Origin of the sequence: Botrimarina mediterranea (assembly GCF_007753265.1) — a bacterium.
Lineage (GTDB): Bacteria > Planctomycetota > Planctomycetia > Pirellulales > Lacipirellulaceae > Botrimarina > Botrimarina mediterranea.
Window position 1 is genome coordinate 135,632 of the sequence record NZ_CP036349.1, and the last position, 22,992, is coordinate 158,623.

A 22,992-nucleotide genomic window follows, 5' to 3' on the forward strand; every position below is an offset into this window, starting at 1 on the left:
AGATGTTGCTTGTTCCGGTTGATCGTCGCAGGGCTTGGCGCGCCAGTCCGAAGGTTATCGACCAGTCCTTGGCCTGCCGTCGTCGGCGCCAAGTCCGCGGAGCGTTCCACAGGGCATTAGCGGTGATTGAAAAAAATGAGTCGCTGGATCGGTCACTCTCGCCGAGGCAAGGCCGAGGCGCGTTCACGCTGGTCGAGCTGCTTGTGGTGATCGCGATCATCGGCATTTTGGTAGCGCTCTTGCTGCCCGCCGTCCAGGCGGCGCGAGAGGCGGCGCGGCGTTCTCAGTGCCAGAACAATCTCAAACAGATGGGCCTTGCGGCGTTGAACTTGGAAAGCGCCCATCGGCATTTCCCGACCGGTGGCTGGGGCTGGCACTACGCGGGCGATCCGGACCGTGGCTACGGCGACCAGCAGCCGGGTGGCTGGTGCTACAGTGTCCTCTCCTATTCGGAAGAGAATTCCTTGCGTGAGCTTGGCGCGGACGGTGACGCTAAACGCTTGACTCCAGTCCAGCGCGCTGGGACCAAGCAGCGATTGGAGTCTTCGGTAGAGATGTTCGTGTGCCCCTCGCGTCGTGGCTCGGGGATCTATCCTTTCAACCACACCGTCAATTACGCCAACGCGGATCGCCCCGATATTGTTGGGCGGAACGACTACGCCGCCTGCGGCGGAAGCCTCGCGCCCGCCTCGGTGTTCGGTGGGCCGACGATGGGAACCGACGGCGTCTTCCCCGACCCCTGGGCGTTCGCCACCAGTTTCATCGAGTACACGCTTCCGAAGGACATCACCACTTCGAGCCGGGGGGGCACAACCACCGTCCGCAAAGGCAATGGCGTCGTGCTCGCTTTGAGCGAGACGACCTTCGCGCAGATCACCGATGGCGCCAGCAAGACAGCCTTCGCCGGTGAGAAATTCGTCCCCGCTGGCGAGTACGAGACCTCCAACAACATCGGGAACGACCAAGGCTGGGACCTGGGGTACGACGTCGATGTGATCCGTTGGACAAGGAACTCGCCCGCTTCTGACGCGATTCGAACCTTCGGCAACGACAACGACCACCTACTCTTCGGCGGCCCTCACCCGGGAGGCTGCCTGATGGTCTTCTGCGATGGTTCGGTGCATTCTGTCTCGTACGACGTGGACGAGTCCGTCTTCACGCTACTGGGCCCGATCGGTGACGGTGAAGTGATCGATGCCAGCGCGCTGTAGCGATCTCTCTTGAATTGAGCGAAGCACGCAATCGCTCGGACATCGATGGCGTTGTCGAGGCCCATGAGGGCGCGGTCGAGGCCTTTGAGGACGGCGAAGGCGATGCGAATGGGCCGTCTCTAGAGCGTGCTTCACTTGGCCGTAGTGTTTCTAGCCTCGCTCTGATCCACGGTGCAACGTGGGGACGTCTCGCGCAGAGACGCAGAGGCGCAGAGTTGGATGCCTTCAAGACTCAGGCAAAGCCGCAATGAACGCGTTGCTGTGCGATCGTTTGCGGCTACGCTCATTTCTCAACGACTTTGTCTTTGCGCCTTGCCGGCTTTGCGTGAGTCTTCGCTGCCTAGCCTCTGCGTCTCCGCGTCTCTGCGCGCGACGCTACGGCAAAATAAAGTATGCTATAGCCGCAGTCTCCAGCGGAACGCCGCCCGCAACGGCGTTGGATGCCCGATCGATCAGCAGGCGGTCTCTGGCACGCCAATGCTTGCACCGGCGACCTTTCGGCTCAATACTACGGACCAAGCCCGCAGCGGATCCGTACCGACTTCGGCGCCACCCCCACCTCTACCCGTAGGTTGCGTGCGAATGGGCTACGAGATCAAGGAGTTAAGTGTCGGTGGCATCCTCGATCAGGCGATCAAGGTCTCGAAGGATGGCGCGGTCGTTCTGATGATGATCGTTGGCTGTATGGTGGTGCCGCTCCAGATCGGCGCGGGCCTGACACAGCTGGCGCTTACGCCCGTGATCCCGCCCGATGCGACGCAGGAAGAAGTGATCGCCGCCCAGGCGCAGGTCGGACTGGCGCTTCCAATCGCCATGATGGGAATTGGTCTGCTGAGCCTGATCGTCCAACCGTTGACCACCGGCGCCCTGATCTTTGCTATTGCCGACATCTACCTCGGCCGGCAACCGACGGTAGGCAACGCTTTTGGACGGGCCCTTTCGCGGTGGCTCGCTCTCGTCGGCACGACCATTCTCTATGCGCTGGCGGTGGGCGCCGGATTCGTGTTGCTGATCATTCCGGGGATCATCGCCACATTGTGGTTCTACCTCTACCAGCCCGTGGTCGTGCTAGAAGAAGAGGCTGGCGTCGCCGCTCTGAAGCGAAGCCGCAACCTGATGAAGGACAATCTTGGCAAAGCGTTCACGATCGGCTTCTTGGTCTTCCTGATCGTTGTAGGCGTAACAGCGAGCTCGGCTCTCATCCCCCAGGAACACACGGGGGTCGTTGTTGGCGGCATATTGCAGGGGCTGGCGATGATCTTCTATGCGGCGGTCGCCATCGTCTTTTACTTCTCAACGCTGTGTCAGCACGAGGCGTACGACCTGAAACGCCTTGCAGAGGCCGTGAGCGACGTTGAGTCCGAGCCGTCGGATGAACCGGCCCTGGGCCTCTGAGCTCCGAATCCGTTGCAGGTCTCCGCGGAGCCAAAGCTTGACTTCCAGCAGTCCCCCGTCGTTCGGCGATCCGCCTGCGTGGCACGACGCCGACGCCATTCGGGCCGCCGCGACCGAGGTGCTCTCCCGGGCCGACTACGACCTCCAGCGTGGCGCCGAGCGGCCAGCAACGGAGTGGGTTGAGGGGTGGCTGAGGTGGCTAACGGCGCCCCTCCGCTGGCTGTTCGATTCGATGGAGGGGCTTCCCGACGGGCTGAGGTGGCTGGTGATCATCTTGCTGCTCATCCTGCTCGTGCTGCTGGTGGCCCACATCGTCTGGACCTTGGTCAGTTCGCTCTCGACACCCCGTCTCGGTTCGCTCCAGCTCTCCTCGACCAAGGAGTCACGGGTCCTCGATCCCAAGGTCATGGAAGCGGAAGCCCGTCAGCTGGCCTCGGCAGGCGACTACGTCGGCGCCTGTCGATTGCTACTGCAGGCGTCGCTCGCCAGGCTGCAACAGGTTCGGAGTCGGCGCTTCAGCCCCGGACTGACGAACTCCGAGCTCCTCCGAGAGTACGCGGCGACCTCCATCGCCGAGCCGCTCAAGCAGTTGGTTCGGACGGTCGAGTTGAAGTGGTACGGCGACGAGCCCTGCTTGGCGACCGACTACGAGCGGTGCGAGGCTAGCCACGAAGTGATCCGCCGCACTGTTCAGGAGAGGCACGATGCTCTCAGCGCGTAGCCTGATCATCTCGATCGGCCTGATAATGGTCGTGGCGTTAAGTCTCAGCGTCCTTGGCTTGTTGCAAGAGCCGGACTCCGACGGCGTCGGCCGTGATACGTACGGAGTGCGGGCGCACGGCTACCGCGGAGTGCTCGAGGTAGTTCGCGAACTCGGCGTCGATGGTCAGCGCCGCATCGCACCGCCGACTGCTGAACTGCCCGTCGGGATGACGATCGCCTTGCTGTCGCCCGCCTCTCACTTTGTGGAACGCGAGCCGGCTTACCTGAGCCAACTGGTCGATTGGGTGAACCAAGGCGGACGTATTATCGTGGCGCCTCCGACGGCCGACCGGCCAACAAGATTCACGCGCCGTCGTGAAGAGAAATCCAAGTCGATCGATGCGCCGACATTGCTCGGAACGCTTGGCCTTGAAGGCGTTTCTCTACGCGATGGAGGGGTTGCTTCTAGTTCCGAGGACAAAGAGGAGGAGGCGCCCTTTTTTCCTCCTGTGCGAGAATCTCGTTCTCAAGGTCCAACCGACACCCACTGGTGCCAGTGGAATGCTGCGGAAGGCGAGCGACTCGAGATTGCTTTGCCGAATGGCGCGCCTCTGACGATCGAACCCGGTCAAGCGGAATGGCGGCCGCTGCTTCAGTTGGAAAGTGCGGACGATGGAGCAGGGGTGATCGCGGCTAGCTTCCCCCGAGGCGCCGGGGAGATCGTCGTAGTGGCGGACCCCGACCTCTTCGCCAACGCCATCCTCCGTCAGAGCGACAACAGCATCGCCGCCGTACGCCTGCTTTCGCCAGCAGGCGGGCCCGTCGTCTTTGACGAGCACTACCATGGACTCTCATCGCGGGGCAATCCGCTCTACTTGCTGACCATTCCCGGCGTCGCCGCACTGACCATCGGGCTCCTGGCGGCAACGGCGTTATGGGCCTGGAGGACCGCGATCGCGCTCGGGCCGCCCGTGTTCACACCGCAGAAGCCCCGCCGGGACCTGCGCGAGTATGTCGACGCCATGTCTCGACTCCTTCTGAAAGGCAGGGACGGGCGACGCTACCTGTTACGCGAGCTGCGGCAGGGAACTCTTGAAGAACTGGGACGCCAGCTCGGTTTTTCCGTGCTAACGCCGGCGCCCGACCGCGTCGCCGCCAGCCTGGCGCGCCGAGAACTCTCGCGGGCCGAAGCCTTTTCGTCGATTATAAATGATATCGATCAGCGGTTGGCGGTCGCCGATCGACTGTCAGCCACTGAGGCCACACAGCTTATGAAAAGGGCTAACTCTTGTCTGTAGAACAGCACTACCAGGCCATCCGCGCGGAGATCCAGAAAGTCGTTTACGGCCAAGAGGAAGCCATCGACTTCGCCCTCGCGGCGTTGTTCAGCTGCGGCCACCTCTTGCTAGAGGGCCCACCCGGCGTCGCGAAGACCCTGCTGGTGCGTTCCATCGCGGCGAGTCTGTCGCTCAGCTACCGCCGCATCCAGATGACACCCGACTTGTTGCCGAACGATGTGACGGGGTCTTCGATCTATCGCGAAGACAATCGCCAGTTCGAGTTCCGTCACGGGCCGGTCTTCGCCAACTTCGTCTTGGCCGATGAAGTGAACCGCGCGTCGGCGCGGACGCAATCAGCTCTGTTGGAGGCGATGCAAGAGTCGCGGGTCACCTTCGATGGACAGGAACACCCGCTCCCCAAGCCGTTTGTCTTGTTCGCGACACAGAACCCAATCGAGCAAGAGGGGACGTATCCCCTGCCGCTCGCACAGCTCGACCGTTTCATGTTCAAGGTGCGGGTTACTTACCCTGCCCCCGCGGAGGAGGTTCGCGTGCTCAGCGAGCACCACGCGACCAGCGGGCTCTCCTCCCCGGAAGCGTCGTTGGTCCAACCGGTCCTGGGCGCTGACCAGATCCTCGCCTCGCAGCAGTCGATCCGTGAGACCCATGTCCGAGAGGAGGTGATCGCTTATGTGGGCGAGCTCCTCAAGGCGACACGCGAAGACGATTCGCTTTCTGTCGGCGCCAGCCCTCGATCGGGGCTGATGCTGCTGATGGGCGCGAAGAGCCTCGCGAGATTCCGCGGCCGCGACTTTGTCACCCCCGACGATGTCCAAAGCGTTTTGCTGCCGGCATTCCGCCACCGTGTCGTCCTGAGCCCAAGCGCTGAGCTCGAGGGGGTGACCACCGACGAGGTGTTGGGAAATCTGATCGAGATGGTCGAGGTCCCACGGTGACGATTCGCCCCGGCAAGAACCTCGTCTACGCCGGGGTAGCGCTCGCGATATCGACGGTGGCGGCGTTCTTCTGGCTGCCGGCCGTGATCATCGTCGCTAGCGGCGTGCTTACGCTGTTGCTCGCTTGCGTCTACGACTATCGCAGCGCGCGTCAAGTCTTGGACACGATCGAGGTGAAGCGAAACGCCCCCCGAGTCGTTGGTCGTGATCTGCCTTTCTCGATCCGTTATTCGGTCGTGAATCGTCGGCGCATGGCGATCGAGGGTGAACTGCGCGATCTCCGGTCGCACGAAGCGAATCCGAACGACGTCCGCCGCCTCTTTAGTGTCCCGCCCCAAGGACAGACCGAACTGGTTGACACCGTCCGGGTGCCGGTTCGGGGGATGCACACCTTCGGACCTATTTGGCTGCGGACATGGGGCGCTTGGCGATTGGTGGAGGCGCAGACCTCGATCGACTCGCTGGCCAGAGTGAAGGTGCTGCCCGAGACCTTCGCGTCACGCGAAGAGTTGATCAAGGATATCGGCGCTGCCGTCCGGCTGCTCGATCAAGTGAAGACGGTGCGGCAGACCGGGGCGGGCGCCGAGTTTGACTCGCTCTATCCGTACCAGTATGGGGACGATCCCCGGCGAATCGACTGGCGGGCGACCGCCCGGGCGCGGCAGCCTATCGTGCGTCACTATCAGGTCGAGAGGCACCGCGATGTGATGCTCGTCGTCGATTGCGGTCGCCTGATGGCGGGCGACGCGGGCCGTGGCGCCAAACTCGATCGGGCCATCGATTCAGCGTTGCACTTGGCAGGCGTCGCGCTGCGTGGCGGCGATCGCTGCGGCGTTGGCGTTTTCGACGACCGGGTTCGCGGTTACTTGCCGCCCGTCTCTGGCGTGTCGTCGTTGCAATCGATCGTCGAATCGCTTTACGCCGCACGCACCGAGTGGCGCGAATCCGATTTCACTCGGATGTTCGCCGAGCTACAGTTTCGTCAGCCCAAGCGGTCACTCGTCGTGATCCTGTCGGACCTCAGCGACCGAGAAACTTCGGACCAGCTTCGTAGCGCCCTGACCCTTCTTGCCCAGCGGCACCTGGTGCTGTTCGCGGCGGTGAGGACTCCGATGCTATCTGAACAGATCGCGGGCCCTCTCGAGTCGATCGAGGACGGCGCGCGAAAGGCGGTTGCGATGCGGCTGGTTCGTGAGCGGCGTGAATCGCTTCACGCGCTGGAACGGGGTGGCGTGCAGGTCCTTGACGTCGAGCCGCGTCAATTGACCCTGCCGCTGATCAATCGATTCTTAGTCCTTCGCGGTGGTACGCAGCTCTAGCTGGCGATGGCTGGCGTTGCGTGAAGGTCGTCCAGCGCGACGTTAGCAGCCCGCTTGTCTTGCCGTTCGCGGTAAGCACCCCACGCGAAATACGCGACCCAGAAGACCGCGGTCGCGGCTGCGAACCAGAGACGAGTCGCGGTCGACCAGTGGCTTTGGCGCACAAAACTTTCGATCACGGCCGCCGCGAATAGCATCAAGCCGACCCCGGCGCAAGTGCGAGCCGCTTCGTACCCTATCTGCTTAAGCTTTTGCTCGCGCGAGATCGAACCGGGGTCAAGGACGGCTCGGCCGAGCATCAGGCCAACGCCGCCGCACAGGGCAATGGCGCCAAGTTCGGTCACGCCGTGCGGGAGGATCCAGGCCCACATTTCTTCGCGGATGCCGGCGTTGTGATGGATCGCCACGAAACCGCCGAGTAGCATTCCGTTGAAGCCCATCAGCAGGACCGAGGGGACGCCCGCGAGGATGCCGGTCGCCATCGCCAGCAGCCCGACTTTGAAGTTGTGTTGGAACAGCATCGAAGCGAAGGCGAACTTCACTCCGCCGCTGTCGTCGCGACCATGTCGCAACACTTCGAGAAGTTGCTCGGGCGACGAGCCGGGCTGTCGCGGGTCAGACGCCGGCCAGACGGCGTGGGCGAGCAAGGGATCGTTCACCGCCACGCCGTAGCCGATCAATCCCCCCAGAAACATCAGTGCGACCGAGAGGAGATGGGCCTTCCTGTTCCGCCACACCGAACGCGCGAAGCCTTCGGAGACGAACCGAGCGAGACCCGCCCAGAGCGATTTTCGTGGCGACAGGTAGACAAAGCTGTGAGCCGCCGCTGTCAAGCGATTGAGGTACTCGATCAATGGTTGGTCATCGGTCCAACTCGAGACCCGCGCCAGCTGAACCGTCGTCCGCCGGTAGAGCTGGTCGAGGCGGCCGATCTCTTCGGACGACATCCGACGGGCTCCGCGACGGGCCTTTGTCAGCAGGGCTTCGAGCTCGGCCCACTCATGCTTGTGACGGGCTATAAAGCGACTCATAATCCTTACTAGCCACAGATGTTGTGAAGAGAACGTCGATCGACAACTGTCCAAGCTGCGGACGATTACACCACGGGCATTAGGGCCAATCAACTATGTCCGACGAGATCCGGTTCGAAACCCCCGAGAACGTCCAGATCTCGTACCGTCCCGCAGGGCTTGGCACCCGCTTCCTCGCCTGGACCATCGATCAGGTCTTCGTCACGATACTCCTGATCGTGGCGTTTGTCGTTATGGCGTTCTTTCTGGCGTCGGTCGATGGCGCCGGCGAATCCATCGAGGACGCGGTCGAGTCCTTCGATCCGGTTGATTCGAACGGTCAGCTCGACATGGGGCCGTACGCCATGGTGTTTGTCGGCCTCTTCCTGCTGGCGTATGGGCTGGGGAGCTTTGTCTACTTCGGTTTCAGCGAACTGCTGCTCCGCGGCCAAACCTTCGGCAAGCGCTCGGCGAAGATCCGCGTCGTGAAGGCCGATGGTTTTTCTCTCGACGCTTCGAGCGTCTTCCTGCGAAACCTCTTCCGTGTTGCCGACCAGATACCGCCGCTTTGGGTCGTGCCGGCCTTCTCCGCGCGGAGTCAACGCTTCGGCGATATGGTTTCGGGCACGCTTGTCGTCGCCGATGGCGACGCCGGCCTCCCGCCGCTTCGCGCAGCGCTGTCCGAACGTTCGGCGACGGACGCCGTCTATCGATTCGACGCTACCGCTCTGAAGAAGCTGCGTGCCCAAGACACGTTAGCCATCGAAGCCTTGCTCGAAAGATGGACCGATCTGCCACGCGAACGCCGGCAGGCGATGGTTACCGCGATCGTCCCCGCCATTGCTACTCGGCTCGGAGTCGAGCCGCCCCGCACGGACTCCGAAGAGGCGCCACGCCGCTTTCTGGAAGATTTGCTCGCGGCTGAGTACCGGCGTCGCAGCCGCAAGCTCACGTCGTGAGTTGAGAGCGAGGGTCTAGACAGCGCAGTAGATCGTCGCCGGCACACGGTCTCCGTGAAACCGCGTCGAAAGCTAGAAGTCACTGAAGTCGTTGTCGAAGGGGATCAGTTCTTCCGCACACACCCCGACCGGCACACCCTCTGAGTCGTGGTAAGAATCATCGACGGGCGCCCAGTTACGAGGGGAAGACGTCTTAGCTGCCGACAAGGAATCCTCTTCGGCAACTGCCAGGTCCTGCATTGATGAGTCGCTTTCGATGGCGGCTTCGCAGTCGGTCAGGTGCATCTGAATATCGAACTGCGCCACCGCGGCCTGCAACTCGGCGATCTCGGCATTGAGCGTTTCGGCGATCCGTGAGGATTCGCGGCCCGCTTCGGATGTCTGGACCGAGATCCGGTCCAAGCCACCGACCGAGTCGCGGATCTGATCAATGCCCAGGGCTTGCTCATTAGCGGCGGCGGCGATCTCGGCGACGAGATCGCTGACCTTCGAGGCGCTCTGCAGGATCCCGGCCAGCGAGGCGCGCACCTTCTCGTTAAGGGCGAGGCCTTCCTCGGCGATCTGTGTCGAGACCCGGATCATCTGCTCGGTCGAGCTCGTCGCGTCGGCGCTCCGCTTCGCCAAGTTGCGGACTTCGTCGGCGACGATCGCAAATCCACGGCCGGCGTCGCCCGCGCGGGCCGCTTCGACCGCCGCATTCAGCGCCAGGAGGTTGGTCTGGAACGCTATCGCGTCGATCGTGCGGACGATTTTCGCCTGTTCGCTGGCCGACGCCATGATCTTCTGCGACGCCGCGTTGAGCAGCTCCATCGATTCATTTCCGCTTTGAGCGGCGGTCCGCGTCTCGCTGGCGAGCTTCTCGGCGAGGTGGGCGTTGTCGGAGGTTTGACGAGTCATCGACGTCATCTCTTCGAGACTCGCGGCGACTTGCTCCAAGGCGGTCATCTGCTGGTTGGCGCCGTCCGCCAGCGAACGGCTGCGGTTCTGCACTCCGCACGTGGCGCGGCCCAGCGCCTCGCCAGACGTTGCGACCGCCGTGAGGCAGCGCTCCACCGCGGCGATAGCGCGGTTCAATGTGTCTTGCAAGTCGCTAAAATCGCCCCGGTAGTCACCCTCTAGTCGAGCGGTGAGGTCGCCATCGACAACGGCGTCCAACACCTCTTGGATGGCGATCACCGGCTCGGTGACGGATTCGATCGCGTTGTTGAAGTGGCCAAGCAACCCGTGGTAGGCGCCTCGGAAGCGCCGGAGCTCACCACGCTCGGCGAGGTTGCCGGCGGCGACGGCGTCGGCCACCTGCAGCATTTCTTCGTCGAGCTCGCGGACCGTGACACCCAGGGCGACGACCGCCTCCGACAGTCTGCCGCAGGCGCCGGCGTAGGTCTCGGTGGGTTCGATGTCTAGCTCGCCTTGCGCGACACGCTCAGTGACATCGGCGAGGCGTTCAATCTGCTTCTCTAGTTTTGTCTGCAACCTAACGACCACGCCGGCTCCGATCAGAGGAAGCGCCAATAACGCGGCGACGCCGAACGCCGACTGGGGCGCTCCGATCAGCACCGCTCCACATAGTGGCGCCATGCCGAAGGCGGCGAACGATAGCGCAAGATAGAGGGCGTGACGATGGGCGGACATGGTCTGGTATCCCGGTTACGGCAGGTTCTTCTTACGGAACGAATGGATCGAGTTCGGTACGACTGGATTATCAGGTCGCCATCAAGGCGGGTTTGTTGGTCGAGGACTCTGGCGCGGACGCGGCCGCCAGGGCGGCGCCGGCGATGGTGTTCAGGGGCAGGACCTGTGAGGCCGCGCCGAGCTTGATAGCTTCCTTGGGCATGCCAAAGACGACGCAAGTCTCTTCGTTCTGGGCAATCGTGGCGGCGCCGACGGCCCGCATATTGAGCAGGCCCTCGGCGCCGTCGCGCCCCATGCCCGTGAGCAGCACGCCGACGGCATTCTGCCCAGCGTACTTGCCGACGGAAGAGAACATCACGTCAACGCTTGGCCGGTGGCCGCACACCTCTGGCCCATCGGAAAGCTCGACGAAGAACTGCGCGCCGCTGCGGCGGAGCTGCATGTGCAGGCTGCCGGGCGAGATCAGCACTTGGCCACGCGCGAGCAGGTCGCCGTGGCAAGCTTCTTTGACGCTGACTCGACAGAGCGAATCGAGCCGTTCGGCGAACTGTTTGGTGAATGTCGGCGGCATGTGCTGCACGACGAGGATCGGGGGACAATCGTGCGGCAGTTGCTTCAGCAGAAACTCGATCGCCTGGGTGCCACCAGTTGACGCGCCGATCGCGATGATCCGATTCGTGATCCGCGTCATTGACAGCGAAGAACGCGTCTCCACCGGCGAGACCGTCTGGACCTTGGCCCGCGCAGCGGCTTTAACGCTCCGGCAGAGGTCTTGGACCACATCGCCAACGGCGTGCGCAGCGGTCGGCTTGTGGAGCACCTCGACGGCGCCCAGCGACAACGCCTCGAGCGCGACGCGACTCCCTTTCTCGGACAGCGACGAAAGCACTACCACCGGCAGCGGATGGTGCTGCATGAGCTTCGACAGGAACGTCAGACCGTCCATCCGCGGCATTTCGATGTCGAGCGTTAGCACGTCCGGCCGCCGTTCGGCGATGATCTGCCGGGCGACGTAGGGATCGGGCGCGGCGCCGACGACCTCGATCTGCGGGTCCTTCGATAGCTCCTGGGCAAGGAGTTGCCGGACCACCGCGGAATCATCGACGATTAGAACCTTCATGGCCTGGATTCGGTTGGATGGTCAGCTGGCGAAAGCCGGGACGGCGTCCGGCGTCATGCCTGCACTGGACGGGCCGCACTCGTGGCGGCGCGCATAGACGGCGGGGGCGACGAACTCGAGGTCGAGCTCGGCGTGCATCGCGGTTTCGGTGAGGCCGACGAACAGCAGCCCGCCCGGCGCAAGCCGAGCCGCCATGCGGCGCAGGACATCGACTTGGGTTGGTGGGTCGAAGTAAATCAGCACGTTGCGGCAGAAGATCGCGTCGAAGCGTCCCTTCATCGGGAAAGGCCGATGCACCAAGTTCAACTCTGCATGCGTCACGAGGTCGCGGAGTTGACGGGTCACTTGGTACGAACCGCCGTCGCCGGCCGGTTTGAAATGGCGCAGCAGTCGCTCGGGCGAAAGGCCGCGCAGCTGCTCTTGTGCGTAAACGCCCTCGGCCGACTTGCGGAGCGTCGGCGCGGAGATGTCGGTCGCCAGGACCTTGAGGTCCAGCCGCGCGAGGCCGCCGTCGCCGAGCCGTTCGGCAAGCGTCATCAGCAGCGAGTAGGGTTCTTCCCCCGTCGAGCAGGCGGCCGACCAGAACCGGAACCGTGTCTGCCCAGCATTGGACTTCGCGGCGACGTGCCGGGCCAGAAGCTCGAAGTGATGGGCCTCACGGAAGAAGAACGTGTGGTGGGTGGTGACGGCGTCGATAAAGCGCTTCACCTCGGCGCCGTCCGCGCCGCCTCCGAGCAGCTCGTAGTACTCCGCAAACGACTCGCAGCCGGCGGCGTGCAGGCGGCTACGGAGCCTAGTCTGCAGGAAGCTGTGCTTGGCGTCCGCGAGCGTGACGCCCGACAGCTTCTGTATCAGTCCGCGGTATTTCTCGAAGAGGGCGTCGTCGAGTGATTCGATCAGCATGGCGCCTCCGACGCGACTCGCATCGAGCGGCTGGATGCGTCGCTGCCATCGAACATTGAAAGTCCGAGTTGGCTCGCGGTGAGGAGGCTGTCGACGTTGATCAGGATCTTGATGCCGCTCTCGTCGTTCGCCAGACCGGCGATGCAGCTCTGCTCGATCGTGGCCTGGAAGTCCTCGGAAGAATGCGCTTCTCGGGCCTCGAGCGTGAAGACCTCACGCACCGCGTCAACCAGCAGCCCTAGATCGACGAAGCGGCCGCCCTGCTGGACCTCGGCGACGATGATGCAGGCCCGGGGGAACGATGTGGTGTCCCCGTCCATGCGGAATCGCCACCGTAGATCCATAACCGGGATCACCCGGCCGCGGAGGTTGATGACGCCGCGGATACTATCGGGCCCGTCCGGCACCTGGGTGATCGGCAGGATGCCAATGATCTCCCGAACCCGCACGATCGGCACGCCGAATTCGTCGTCGCCCACCTTGAAGGTCAGGTACATCTCGGACTGGCTGCTCGTCGAGGCGTCGTTCTTGGCGATCGGGGCGGCGGTTGACATAGGGCGTCTTCGGGGCTGCTAGTAGCGGTGAGGAAAGTTGCGACCGGTTGCCCGGCTGTTGGATGGGGATTTAACCGGCGGAGCGTCGCTTGAGGACGCGTTGGTGCATCCCCGCCAGATCGACGATCAGCGCCACCTGTCCGTCTCCCATGACGGCGCCGCCGGTCACACCTTCGATTCCGCCGATCGCGTCGCCGAGCTGCTTGATGACGACCTGTTGCCGATTGACGACTTGATCCACCAGGAGACCGAACGTGTGATTGCCGGCCTTCGCCACAACGATCACCTTCCCCGGACCGGCTTCAGCAGGACGGTGGAAACCCGCCAGGGCGTCGAGCGGGAACACCGGCAGGTGCTTGCCGCGGATCGTCAGGATGGGCTGTCGCTTCACCAAGTTGGCGATCTGATCGGGGTCGCACTCGACGAGCCGCTCGATCTCGTGCGAAGGGATCACAAACCGGTGGTCGCCCGTCGTCACGACGAGACCGTCGATGATCGCGAGCGTCATGGGGAGGATAATCTCGATCTCGGTCCCAACGCCCGGTTCGGAGTTCACCTGAACGACGCCGCGTAGCGATTCGATGTTGCGCGCGACGACGTCCATGCCGACGCCGCGGCCCGAGACATCGGTGATCTTCTCGGCGGTCGAGAGGCCGGCGTGGAAGATGAGTTGGTCGATCTGTTGGCCAGTTAATTCGGCGTCGGTTGGAACAACGCCGCGCGCCATGGCCTTGGCGAGGATCTTCTCGCGGTTGAGGCCACGGCCGTCGTCGCGGATCGCGACGCGGATATGACCGCCCACGTAACCCGCCGAGAGGGTGACGGTCGCTGTTTCGGCCTTCCCGGCGGTGAGACGTTCTTCGGTGCTTGGCTCAATGCCGTGGTCAATCGAGTTGCGGACGATGTGAACCAGCGGGTCGGCGAGTTGGTCGATGACGTTCTTGTCGAGTTCGGTGGCGCCACCTTCAATAACGAGCTCGACCGGCTTATTGAGCTTGCGGCCGAGGTCGCGGACGAGCCGGACTTGCTTCTGGAAGAGGTCGTGGATCGGCACCATCCGCAGCGACAAGCTGAGTTGCTGCAACTCGTCGGTGATCTTCTTGAGGTGGATCAATGACTGCTCTGCTTCTTCGTGCTGTGAGACGTCGCAAGTCGAAGAGACGATCGACTCGGCGGTCACCAACTCGCCGATGAGGTTGATAAGGTCGTCGAGGCGGTCTTGGTCGACGCGGACGATTCCCCCGGACGTCTTCTTGCCGCCCGGCGCCGCGGCTGTCGGTTGAGGGTTGGGTGCGGGAGCCGGCGCGCTCGGCTCGGCAGCGGCGGCATTGCTCGGTGCGGCGGGTTCGGTGGCAGCGGGGTTTGGCTGGGCCGGCTCGCGGACGGGCGGGGCCTCGCCGGTCTGAATCGAATGGATCAGCGCGACGAGCTGTGCGACCAGCGCGGCGGCTTCGGCGGGCATCTCGTCCCGGGGTTCGTCAACGGCGCCCAACGCGTCGATCATCTGCCGAAGCATGTCCACGCTCAGCAACGCGAGCTCCGCCGCGGTGTCCGTTAGCTCGGCTTTGCCGGAGCGGATCAACTCGAAGAGGGTCTCGGCCTCGTGGGCGAGCTTCCCGATCTGGGTGAGGCTGAGGAAGCCGGCGTTCCCTTTCACCGAGTGGAAGCCGCGGAAAACCGCGTCGAGAGCGCTCTTGTTGCTGGGCTCTTGCTCAAGTTCGAGGAGATTCTGCTCGGCGTTCTCAAGGTGCTCGGCCGCCTCGCTGATGAAGACAGGGAGCATGCTCGTGTCGATGAGCGCGCTGTCATCGTTGGACGACGGCGCCGCTTCAACTTCGGCGACGACCGGCGCCGCTTCGACGGCGGGCGCCTCTGCGGCGTCGGGTTGCTCCGCCGAGAGTAGGGCGTCAATCGAGGCAAGGGTTTGGTCGATCCGGGATAGAACGGCGTCGAGCTTCTTTCCCTTGCCACCGCCGGCCGAGATTGCCGTGTCGATGTGGCTAACGACCTGCGCGATGCGATCTCGGATCTCGGTGTTCTCTAGCCGATCGGTAGCGAGGGAACCAAGTTCGTTGCAGAGCGAGGAGACGGCCTTCGCGTTGCCGCTTGAGATCACGTGTCGCAAGCCTTGCAGGCGACCGATGGCTTCTTCTTCGGGAGTGATCATGGGGCGAAGCTGTGTATCTGACGCCGCTCGAGGCGGGGTCGCTGACAGGTTGGTTCGGAGACTGACAACAGGTAGGTCGTCGCCATGTTTCGAACGCATTAGCGCGGGGAATTTGCGGCTGGACGCAGAGTAGCGCAAGCGAGTGTCTGAAGTGCACGGACGAGAAGTTGAGGTCGCTACGGACTCCCGAAATTCCCGCCGCGGCCCCGAGGCCGTGCTAGACGTTTAGTTGAGATTGCGGGGCGACGCCTGCGCAGTGCGAAACCTGAGACGATATCGATGGCGACAACGAGAACCCACGCGTCGGCGGAGCTCACCGTTAAGGCGGCGAATCCATTGGTCGCGGCGGTGCAAGAAACTTTCGACACGATGCTGGGCGCGTCGATTCAACGCACCGGGCTTGAACTGAGGCCCGACGACGCGTCGATGTACGACATCTCCGCCTTGATCGGCGTCTCCGGCCGAGTGGCGGGCGCCTTCTGCATCAGCTTCACCTTCGAGACCGCGGCCGGAGCCGTATCACGCTTCACCGGGATGGAGGTCGACCCTCGTTCGGCCCTCGTCATCGATGGCGTCGGTGAGTTCACCAACGTCATCGTGGGTTCGGCGAAGGAACGCTTCGACCTGCCGCTGAACCTCGGCATTCCCAACGTCGTGCTGGGCGAGAAGCACAAAGTCAACTTCCCGTCTCAGGCCAAGCCTCTGCGAATCAGTTTTCAGAGCGACTTCGGTCCGATGCTGATCGACTTCGGCTTCTCTTGCTCCAGTTTCGACTAACGAGCGCCCGCTCCGGCGCGACCCTTGTCCCCAACCCACGAAAATCGCTAGGACCGTAACGCTATGCACGTTCTCGTTGTCGATGATTCCGCCATGACTCGGATGGTCGCAAAGAACTGTCTGAAGAGCCTCGACATCACCGAGATCAGCGAGGCCGAAGACGGCGTCAAGGCGCTCGCGGCGCTCAATTCCGGGACGATCGACATCGTCTTCAGCGATTGGAACATGCCCAACATGTCGGGCATCGAGCTGTTGCGCGAGGTCCGCAAACAATGGCCGAGCATGCCGTTCGTCATGATCACCACAGAGGGGTCTAAGGACAAGGTGATGGAGGCGATCCAGAATGGCGTGAGCGATTACCTGTCAAAGCCCTTCACGCCCGAGGCGCTGAGCGAGAAGCTCAAGAAGTGGGTGGCCGTGCCCGCGTGACCGGATAAGCGGTGAGGCAAGAGTTGCACTAGATCGCGCTTCACCTGACCATGGCGTCGGAGCCGTGGCGCTACCCCTCGGAGGGGAGCACGAGTCGCGCTGCACCCCGAGTGCTCACGCTCACGGTTCAAACGTGCTCTCATGGGGGCCGCTACGCCCACGCAGGGCCCCTGCTCTACGCGTTGGGGGTCCGGGCTGTCGAACCTGGGGAGTCCGTCGTGACTTCCCGATCGCGCTATCCGCTACGATTGGACGGTCGGTGTTCCGTTTGCGGATTGCCCCAGTGCGAACGGGGCTGAAAAGCTGGCCACGGGAGAGGGCCTGAATAGGATGGCTATAGGGAGACGGCTTCGTCGCCCTAGAACCTCCTCCCTCCGTGGAAGCACCTACGATGGCCCGACTCAAGACCGTATTCGCCCCGCTCGCAATCGCAATCTTTGTCGCCACGGCCGCGACCGCCGAGGCGCGCCTGTTCTTCCGCCATCACTACTCGCAACCCGCGACGATCCGCAGCGCCAGCCAACCCGTATACCGGGCGTACCCCGCGCCCGTGCGTGTGATCCGTCACGGCTATCACCCCGAGATGTTCCGCAACCAACTGGGCTACGGCGAAGGCTGAGCCAACAGCGGGACCGGATGCCATCCGGCGCCGCTCAAAATGCAACAGCGTCTCCGCCGGCGTCCCAGCCAGCGGAGACGTTGACGCTTCATCACTCGGCATAGCCGACCGTGTGGCGCGGGAGCGTTGCCACTCGGACGGACGCCTTCTTCTCCTGCTCAGCGATTGCGGCGGCGTTCCCCTTGTTCGAGGTCAGGGGGTCGCCACACTCGGGGCAGCAGTACTCGACGACGCATTTGTAGACCGGCACTTCAACGGTGTATTCCTTCAACACCGGTGACCGCCGCACCCGGCAGCAACCGAGCCTGGGTCGGTCGCAGCCGCACTCGCCGCCTTCGCAGCACCCGTCGGCACATTCATCACTGCAATCGGCGTCATCGCAGCATCCAAAGAGACTGCCGAGGCTCGGGAACGACCAACCGATCTTCTTTGCCGGGACCAGCGTGCAGACGTTCTCGCATTCGCACTCCCACTCGTACCGCGGGACCTTCTTCATCTCGCAAACAATGCGGGCGTACTTCGTGCAGCCGCACTTCGCTTCGCAGCAACTGCAACAGCCCGGCGCTCCGTAAACGACCTGCTCGATCTGGTCGGTGCTTGGCGGCAACTCGACTTGTCCCTGTGGCGCGGCGGGGTTTTGCAAGACCTCGCCGGCAAGAACAGGGTTGCTCAACGCCGCAACGATAGTCGCGGCCAAGGTTAGTAGCGGACGCATGGGTCGGATTCCTTGCTTTGTGTTTGGCTTGAACGGGTGACGGCTGACCATCTAGAAGTTGTATTGCAGACGCATCTGCAACGCGTTCAAGACGCCATCGTTGGCGGCCAGGGTGTCCGTCTCCGAGTGGATGTAGTCAAACATGGCTCGGGTGTAGGGGCTCAGGTACCAGTTCAGCCCGACCGCGTGCAGGTCGGTCAATCCGCCTGTGATCGAACCGGCATTGAGGTCCGTCGTGGCGTAGCGGTACGCGACTTCCCAGGCGCCCAACCCGGTGCAGATGTCGCAATCGCCGGTCCGAACGCGGAAGAAGTTCTCGATCGGCACGATGGCGTTGGCGAAGGTGCCCGACCGCCGATTGTAGTAGCGGTTCTCGCCCGTCAAGAAGTAGCTGGTCTGGATGTAGAATGAGTCGAGGTAGTCGTTCGCGGGGCCGAGCTCGTTGACGGTGGCGCCGTGGTACTCCGATTGGACCATCCACGGGCCATAGGCGTAGGCCGCTTCGAGCCCGACGAGTTGGTAGCTCGACGCGCCGACCGTGCCGGTATCGACGACGAACGGCGCCGCGAACGACTCGGGGCGGTTGCGGAAGCGGAGGTTGTCGTCCGCCAGGACGCGGTAACTGTAAGCGGCGCCGAGGTGAAAGACACCCCGACCGGCGGTCGCTTCGTCGTACCAGGGGCACCACGTTAGACGGCCGGTGAGGGCCGCCGCGTCGTTGTCGTCTTGGAACTCGATCGGCGCATTGCCATGTTCCGAGACGAAGACGCCCGCTCCGTATGTCCAGTTGGCGTTCTCGTCGTCCGAGTGGGCCATGATGCCGGTATGCCGCCCGAGGTTGAACACCGATGACCGTTCCATGAACGTCAGGTGGATGTTCGGCGTCAGTTGCTCCATGCCAAACGGCTCGAAGAAGTTGCCGATCCGCACGTTCTGGAGGACGGGGAGCTCGGCGAAGTCGAGGTACACGTCGAGCAGCTTGACGTCGCCCCCCGTCACATCGACCCAGATCCGGTAGGAGGTGTTCTCCAGAACGTCTCCACCCATCGTGAGCCAGACGGTGCGGAACTGGACGGTGTTCTGAGCGTCCCCCGCCGACGCCACGCTGGCGACGTTCTGGTCGTAGTTGTACGCGTCGAGGAAGAAGCGGCCGGAGATCTTGTTGTTGGGCTTTAAGGCTGCTTTAGCGGCCGCCTTGGCCTCGGACTCCTCCAACGACTTCCGCCACGCCATGAGCTCTTCGACGTCATTCGAGAGCTCCATGGTCACGTCGGCGACCGGTGCGACGGGCGGCGGCGGCAACTCGTCTTCGACACCGACCGTCATCATCGGCGCGACGACGGGCTCGTTCTTCTTCGCTTCGAGTTGCCGACGGAGTTCGTTGATCTGCGACTGCAGGGCCTCGAACTGCTCCTCTGTTGGCACAGCGGCGGGCGCTTCGGCGGCTGCGACGCCATTCGCGGCCGCGGGGTCGATCAAGGTCGCGCCGCTAACCGGCGGGGCAGCCGTCGTGGCCGCCAGTAGAGACAAAACGAACAGTCGCATCGGGCTTCCCCTCCGTGGAACTTACAAGCGCGACGGACGGCATCCTCATCACGCCCGGCTCGACCGTCAGAATCTCGACGCATTACGGAGGTTGCCGAGAGCCCCCGTACCGGTGGATGCGGAAATCACGGCGCGCAGGCGCGAGAGACCTTGCAGCCTGTAGGGATCACATCGCGGCGTCGGCGCCCGATTCTGCCCGCTTGAACCGCTACGCGGCTGCATCCTGCGGATTACCGACACTTTCGGAACGCGTGTGGGAAGCAACCTAAGTTTCGGCGTTCACTGATTCACTGGTCGTTTGATCGCTGGCAAAGTCGCCGCAACCGAAATCACCACCACACCTCTACGCATCCGCGCAGCGAGTTTGAGATGACAATCAAGTCAAGGATTACAGTACTGGTCGCCACGGGCTCGGTCTCGCTCGCGATACTGATGTTCGTCGGCTGGCGTGCTTGCAACTCGTTGCTCGCTACGATGAACGACATCGTTGACGACGAGTTCATCCCGCTGGTCCAGGAGCAGATCACGCCGCTCTTGGAGAACGATATTCTTCCGGTGCTCAACAAGGACGTCCACCAGATCCAGGCCATGAACGAGAGCATCAAGCTGATGCTCGACGCCGACCGCGATATCTACCAGGCCCTGACCGCCGAACGCGCCTACATCACCGCCTCGGACGACGAGGCCCGGGCGGCGGCGTTGACCGAGCACCTCGACAACGCCAAACAGGTTATCGAGCGCATCCAAGAGGCCCGTAAGGGCGTAACCGGCGCCAAGGCGCTGGCCTACCTCGATCAGGCCACCGACAAGTACGCCCTCTGGTTGGCGGCGTCGGGACGCGTGCTCAAGCTTTATGACAACCCCGATACCCGCGATGAGGCGCTCGTGTCGAGCCGCAGCGGTGAGGCCCAGGCGAGCTTCTCGGTGTTCCGCGAACTGCTCGACCTCTCGAAGGAGCAGCACGAACTCGACATCAAGGACGAGATCGCTCGACTGACGAAGAAAAAGGAGTTGATCAACGAGAAGGAGCAACTCGTGGCCGAAAGCCGCGACTCGGTACTCGCCGCGGCCGAAGGTGTGCGTGGCGTCGCGCGGCAAGCAACCCTGACGTTCCTGCTCGTCGGCGGTGTTGCGATTGTCACCACGTTGGTCTTGGGCTACCTGATCAGCACGTCGATCCTGCGTCCCATCGGCAAGCTGCTGGGCGTCAGTAAGAACGTCGTCGTTGGCGCCCTCGATCGCGTTGAAATCTCCAAGCAGCACAGCAAGGACGAGCTCGGCGAGCTCTCAAAGGCGTTCGGTGAAGTCGTCACCACGTTGCTTGACCTGAATCGTCAGACCGACGACCTCGTCAACGCGGCGAAGAACGGCAAACTCGATCAGCGTGGCGACAGCGGCGCCTTCCAGGGCGCCTACCGTGACCTCGTCGCGGGCCTCAACGACATGGTCGAGGCCTTTGCCGTCCCCGCCGCCGCCGCTACCGACGCGATGGAGCAGATCGCCAAGGGCAATCTTACCAGCCGGATGGAAGGGCGATTCTGCGGCGATTTCGCGGCATTGCAGAAGAGCATCAACCGGGCGGTCGAAGCACTCGCCGAATCGCTTGCCGCCGTCGCTCACACGGGCGACTCGGTCGCAACCGCGGCGGGCGACATGCAATCGGGCAGCAAGCAACTCGCCGCGAAGGCGACGCAGCAGGCGTCGGCTCTGGAGGAGGTCGCCGCCAGCCTTGAAGAGATGACCTCGATGACAAAGCAGACTGCCGGCAACGCCGTGCAGGCGAAGGCCCTCTCTGATGAGACTCGTCTGGCCGGCGACCGTGGTAATGCGGCGATGAAGAAGCTTGCCGAGGCGATCAACAAGATTAAGACTTCGGCCGATGAGCAGGCGAAGATCGTCCGCACGATCGACGACATCGCCTTCCAGACCAACCTCCTGGCTCTGAACGCCGCGGTGGAGGCCGCCCGGGCCGGCGATTCGGGGCGTGGCTTTGCCGTCGTGGCGCAAGAGGTCCGCAACCTGGCCCAGCGGACCGCTCACGCCAACAGCACCACCTCGCAGATGATCGCGGCCACTTGCGAGAGCGCCGAAGAGGGCGTCGAGATCAACCAGCACATGAACTCGGCTCTGGACGAGATTTCGACCAGCGTCGAGAAGACCAACAACCTGATCGCCGAGATCGCCGCCGCGGCGAGCGAGCAGGCCCAAGGGATCGAGCAGATCAACATCGCTGTCGGCGAGATCGACAATGGCACCCAAGAGGCCGCCAGCAACAGCCAACGCTCGCTGTCCATCTCGACGATGCTGAGCGAGCACGTCTCGGACCTTCGCAAGACGGTCGGCCGCTTCCAATTTAGCGAGTCGACTCCAGAAGTTGCCGAAGCCCGCGAAGACGTGAAGCCGACCAAGGAGACCCGCGGCAAGTCCGCCAGCGTCGCCAATAAGAAGGCGGCGAAGAAGCCCAAGCCGGTGGCGCCCAACGTCGGCGACTCAGCGCTGGAGGCCTACGCCGCCGACCTTGCGACCGCCGATGTCTAAGCCCTGGACCCTCGGGCCCCAGCGGGTCCGTGTCGGGTGTCGTCGAACGCCCGAGGCCACGTAGAAGGGAGTTCCAATAGCGCGGCCCAGTTCCTGACGCAGCGCCGTCGACTTTGCTAAGCAGTGCAACACCGAACTCCCGCGACGCAAGTCGCGGGAGTTCGGTGTGTGAAGAGTGTAGCGGCGCCAAGAGAGGGCCTCACCCGCGGCTAGCGCCGACGGCTCAAGGTTCCCCGTCCCTAGCGCCTCGCCTCTCTGGCGTCAGCCGGCCGCCGCCATGCCGTCGGGAGTCCATTTCGTTTCCGCGAACGCCTGCTCCACCGTAGCGGCATCGATGCTGTCTGCCTGTTGCCCCGCTCCGGCCAGCAATGAGAAGTCCGCCAGCCGCGCCACGTGTCGTGGCACGCCGCGCGTGAGGTCGTGCAGGAGGTCGAGGGCGCGGTCGGTGAAGACCGGCTCGTACCGGCCCGCCTCTACCAGGGCGTTCTGGATGTAGCCCACCGTGTCGTCGGCGGTCCAACGCGCCAGATCGATCCGCAGGTCGATCAAGTGCAACAGAGCCGAGTTCAATCGTTCGAGCGAGTCGGGACTCGCTGCGAGGAGGATCGTCCACTGCGCCGCCGGATCGGCTTCAAGCCGCGCGAGGCGCACGAGTTGTTGCTGCGAGTCGGGGCCGAGCTCGTCGGCGTCGTCCACGACCAGCAGTGTCGCAATCCGCTGCCAGCGGTTTTCGGCGAGCGCGTCCTCGATCCGCCGCCAGAGTTTCATCTGGCAGTCGGCCGAATCGGGCGCAGCGTCGAGACCTTCGGCGACACGGAAGAGCAATTCGCGGGCGGTGAGCCCCACTGCGTCGAGCAGCACGGTCTGCACCGCGGCGCGGCGTTGTTCGGCGACGATCGCTGCGAGGGCGGTCGTCTTGCCCCAACCACGCCCACCGAGCAGCACGCCTAGTCGGCGACGCTGGCTGACGAGGTAGTCGGCCCGGGCGGTCGCTTCGGCGAGCGGGCGCGTCGGGTAGGGCTCGCGGCCGTCGGCGCTCACGCCGTGTCCGAAAGCGACCGTGGCGAAGGGCGACCGGTCGAAGCCCCAGTGCTGGAGGTACATGGACGTTGGTGGGCGGTCGGCAGTGGACAGTGGGCAGTGCGTGGGCGCAGCCCCACT

General features: G+C 63.6%; 20 protein-coding genes. 11 read left to right on the forward strand and 9 right to left on the reverse strand.

The window, feature by feature from the left end:
- The first annotated feature begins 122 nt into the window (after positions 1-122).
- The 6 genes from Spa11_RS00560 (at position 123) to Spa11_RS00585 (ending at position 6,863) form a co-directional block, all read left to right on the forward strand.
- Positions 123-1,211 (forward strand): DUF1559 domain-containing protein, encoded by a 1,089-nt coding sequence (locus Spa11_RS00560; RefSeq protein WP_197529635.1) that lies wholly within the window; start codon positions 123-125, stop codon positions 1,209-1,211.
- Positions 1,212-1,787: 576 nt separating this feature from the next.
- Positions 1,788-2,606 (forward strand): hypothetical protein, encoded by an 819-nt coding sequence (locus Spa11_RS00565; RefSeq protein WP_145105358.1) that lies wholly within the window; start codon positions 1,788-1,790, stop codon positions 2,604-2,606.
- 37 nt (positions 2,607-2,643) lie between these two features.
- Positions 2,644-3,327, forward strand: coding sequence for a DUF4129 domain-containing protein (locus Spa11_RS00570; RefSeq protein ID WP_197529636.1), 684 nt, complete (start codon positions 2,644-2,646; stop codon positions 3,325-3,327).
- A 25-nt stretch (positions 3,328-3,352) separates the two neighbouring features.
- Positions 3,353-4,606 (forward strand): DUF4350 domain-containing protein, encoded by a 1,254-nt coding sequence (locus Spa11_RS00575; protein WP_315851351.1) that lies wholly within the window; start codon positions 3,353-3,355, stop codon positions 4,604-4,606.
- Positions 4,597-5,544 (forward strand): AAA family ATPase, encoded by a 948-nt coding sequence (locus tag Spa11_RS00580; RefSeq protein ID WP_145105367.1) that lies wholly within the window; start codon positions 4,597-4,599, stop codon positions 5,542-5,544. The genes Spa11_RS00575 and Spa11_RS00580 overlap by 10 nt, the downstream gene beginning before the upstream one ends.
- Positions 5,541-6,863 carry a DUF58 domain-containing protein gene (locus tag Spa11_RS00585; protein ID WP_145105369.1) on the forward strand — a complete coding sequence of 441 codons (1,323 nt, stop codon included), beginning with the start codon at positions 5,541-5,543 and terminating at the stop codon, positions 6,861-6,863. Before Spa11_RS00580 ends, Spa11_RS00585 begins: the two co-directional genes overlap by 4 nt.
- Here the strand turns inward: Spa11_RS00585 and Spa11_RS00590 are convergent.
- On the reverse strand, positions 6,860-7,894 hold the full coding sequence (locus Spa11_RS00590) for a stage II sporulation protein M (RefSeq protein ID WP_145105372.1): 1,035 nt from the start codon (positions 7,892-7,894) through the stop codon (positions 6,860-6,862). The two genes, Spa11_RS00585 and Spa11_RS00590, sit on opposite strands and share 4 nt — an antisense overlap.
- A 95-nt stretch (positions 7,895-7,989) precedes the next feature.
- Here Spa11_RS00590 and Spa11_RS00595 point away from each other — a divergent pair, with 95 nt between their 5' ends.
- Positions 7,990-8,832, forward strand: a complete 843-nt coding sequence (locus tag Spa11_RS00595; protein ID WP_145105375.1) for an RDD family protein — start codon at positions 7,990-7,992, stop codon at positions 8,830-8,832.
- 72 nt (positions 8,833-8,904) lie between these two features.
- Here the strand turns inward: Spa11_RS00595 and Spa11_RS00600 are convergent, their stop codons facing one another.
- From Spa11_RS00600 to Spa11_RS00620, 5 genes are all read right to left on the reverse strand, one after another.
- Positions 8,905-10,464 carry a methyl-accepting chemotaxis protein gene (locus Spa11_RS00600; RefSeq protein ID WP_145105378.1) on the reverse strand — a complete coding sequence of 520 codons (1,560 nt, stop codon included), beginning with the start codon at positions 10,462-10,464 and terminating at the stop codon, positions 8,905-8,907.
- A 70-nt stretch (positions 10,465-10,534) separates the two neighbouring features.
- Positions 10,535-11,584: a protein-glutamate methylesterase/protein-glutamine glutaminase gene (locus Spa11_RS00605; protein ID WP_197529637.1), complete on the reverse strand. Its 1,050-nt coding sequence runs from the start codon at positions 11,582-11,584 to the stop codon at positions 10,535-10,537.
- 21 nt (positions 11,585-11,605) lie between these two features.
- Positions 11,606-12,487 (reverse strand): CheR family methyltransferase, encoded by an 882-nt coding sequence (locus Spa11_RS00610; protein WP_145105384.1) that lies wholly within the window; start codon positions 12,485-12,487, stop codon positions 11,606-11,608.
- On the reverse strand, positions 12,481-13,041 hold the full coding sequence (locus Spa11_RS00615; RefSeq protein WP_145105387.1) for a chemotaxis protein CheW: 561 nt from the start codon (positions 13,039-13,041) through the stop codon (positions 12,481-12,483). Before Spa11_RS00615 ends, Spa11_RS00610 begins: the two co-directional genes overlap by 7 nt.
- Positions 13,042-13,111: 70 nt before the next feature.
- Entirely contained in the window at positions 13,112-15,208 is a 2,097-nt protein-coding gene (locus tag Spa11_RS00620) for a chemotaxis protein CheA (RefSeq protein ID WP_197529638.1), read from the reverse strand.
- Between the two features lie 279 nt (positions 15,209-15,487).
- Here Spa11_RS00620 and Spa11_RS00625 point away from each other — a divergent pair, with 279 nt between their 5' ends.
- From Spa11_RS00625 to Spa11_RS00635, 3 genes are all read left to right on the forward strand, one after another.
- Positions 15,488-15,985 carry a chemotaxis protein CheX gene (locus Spa11_RS00625; RefSeq protein WP_145105393.1) on the forward strand — a complete coding sequence of 166 codons (498 nt, stop codon included), beginning with the start codon at positions 15,488-15,490 and terminating at the stop codon, positions 15,983-15,985.
- A 63-nt stretch (positions 15,986-16,048) separates the two neighbouring features.
- Positions 16,049-16,414: a response regulator gene (locus Spa11_RS00630; RefSeq protein WP_145105396.1), complete on the forward strand. Its 366-nt coding sequence runs from the start codon at positions 16,049-16,051 to the stop codon at positions 16,412-16,414.
- A gap of 391 nt (positions 16,415-16,805) precedes the next feature.
- On the forward strand, positions 16,806-17,033 hold the full coding sequence (locus Spa11_RS00635; protein ID WP_145105399.1) for a hypothetical protein: 228 nt from the start codon (positions 16,806-16,808) through the stop codon (positions 17,031-17,033).
- Between the two features lie 91 nt (positions 17,034-17,124).
- On the opposite strand, the gene Spa11_RS00640 is transcribed toward Spa11_RS00635, so the two are convergent.
- On the reverse strand, positions 17,125-17,748 hold the full coding sequence (locus Spa11_RS00640) for a hypothetical protein (protein ID WP_145105402.1): 624 nt from the start codon (positions 17,746-17,748) through the stop codon (positions 17,125-17,127).
- 51 nt (positions 17,749-17,799) lie between these two features.
- Complete coding sequence (locus tag Spa11_RS00645) at positions 17,800-19,293, reverse strand: OprO/OprP family phosphate-selective porin (protein ID WP_145105405.1); 1,494 nt, start codon at positions 19,291-19,293, stop codon at positions 17,800-17,802.
- Between the two features lie 369 nt (positions 19,294-19,662).
- Between Spa11_RS00645 and Spa11_RS00650 the strand changes: the two genes are divergently transcribed.
- Positions 19,663-21,831, forward strand: coding sequence for a methyl-accepting chemotaxis protein (locus Spa11_RS00650; protein WP_145105409.1), 2,169 nt, complete (start codon positions 19,663-19,665; stop codon positions 21,829-21,831).
- A 261-nt stretch (positions 21,832-22,092) separates the two neighbouring features.
- Here the strand turns inward: Spa11_RS00650 and Spa11_RS00655 are convergent, their stop codons facing one another.
- Complete coding sequence (locus tag Spa11_RS00655; protein ID WP_197529639.1) at positions 22,093-22,935, reverse strand: ExeA family protein; 843 nt, start codon at positions 22,933-22,935, stop codon at positions 22,093-22,095.
- Between the last annotated feature and the right edge of the window lie 57 nt (positions 22,936-22,992).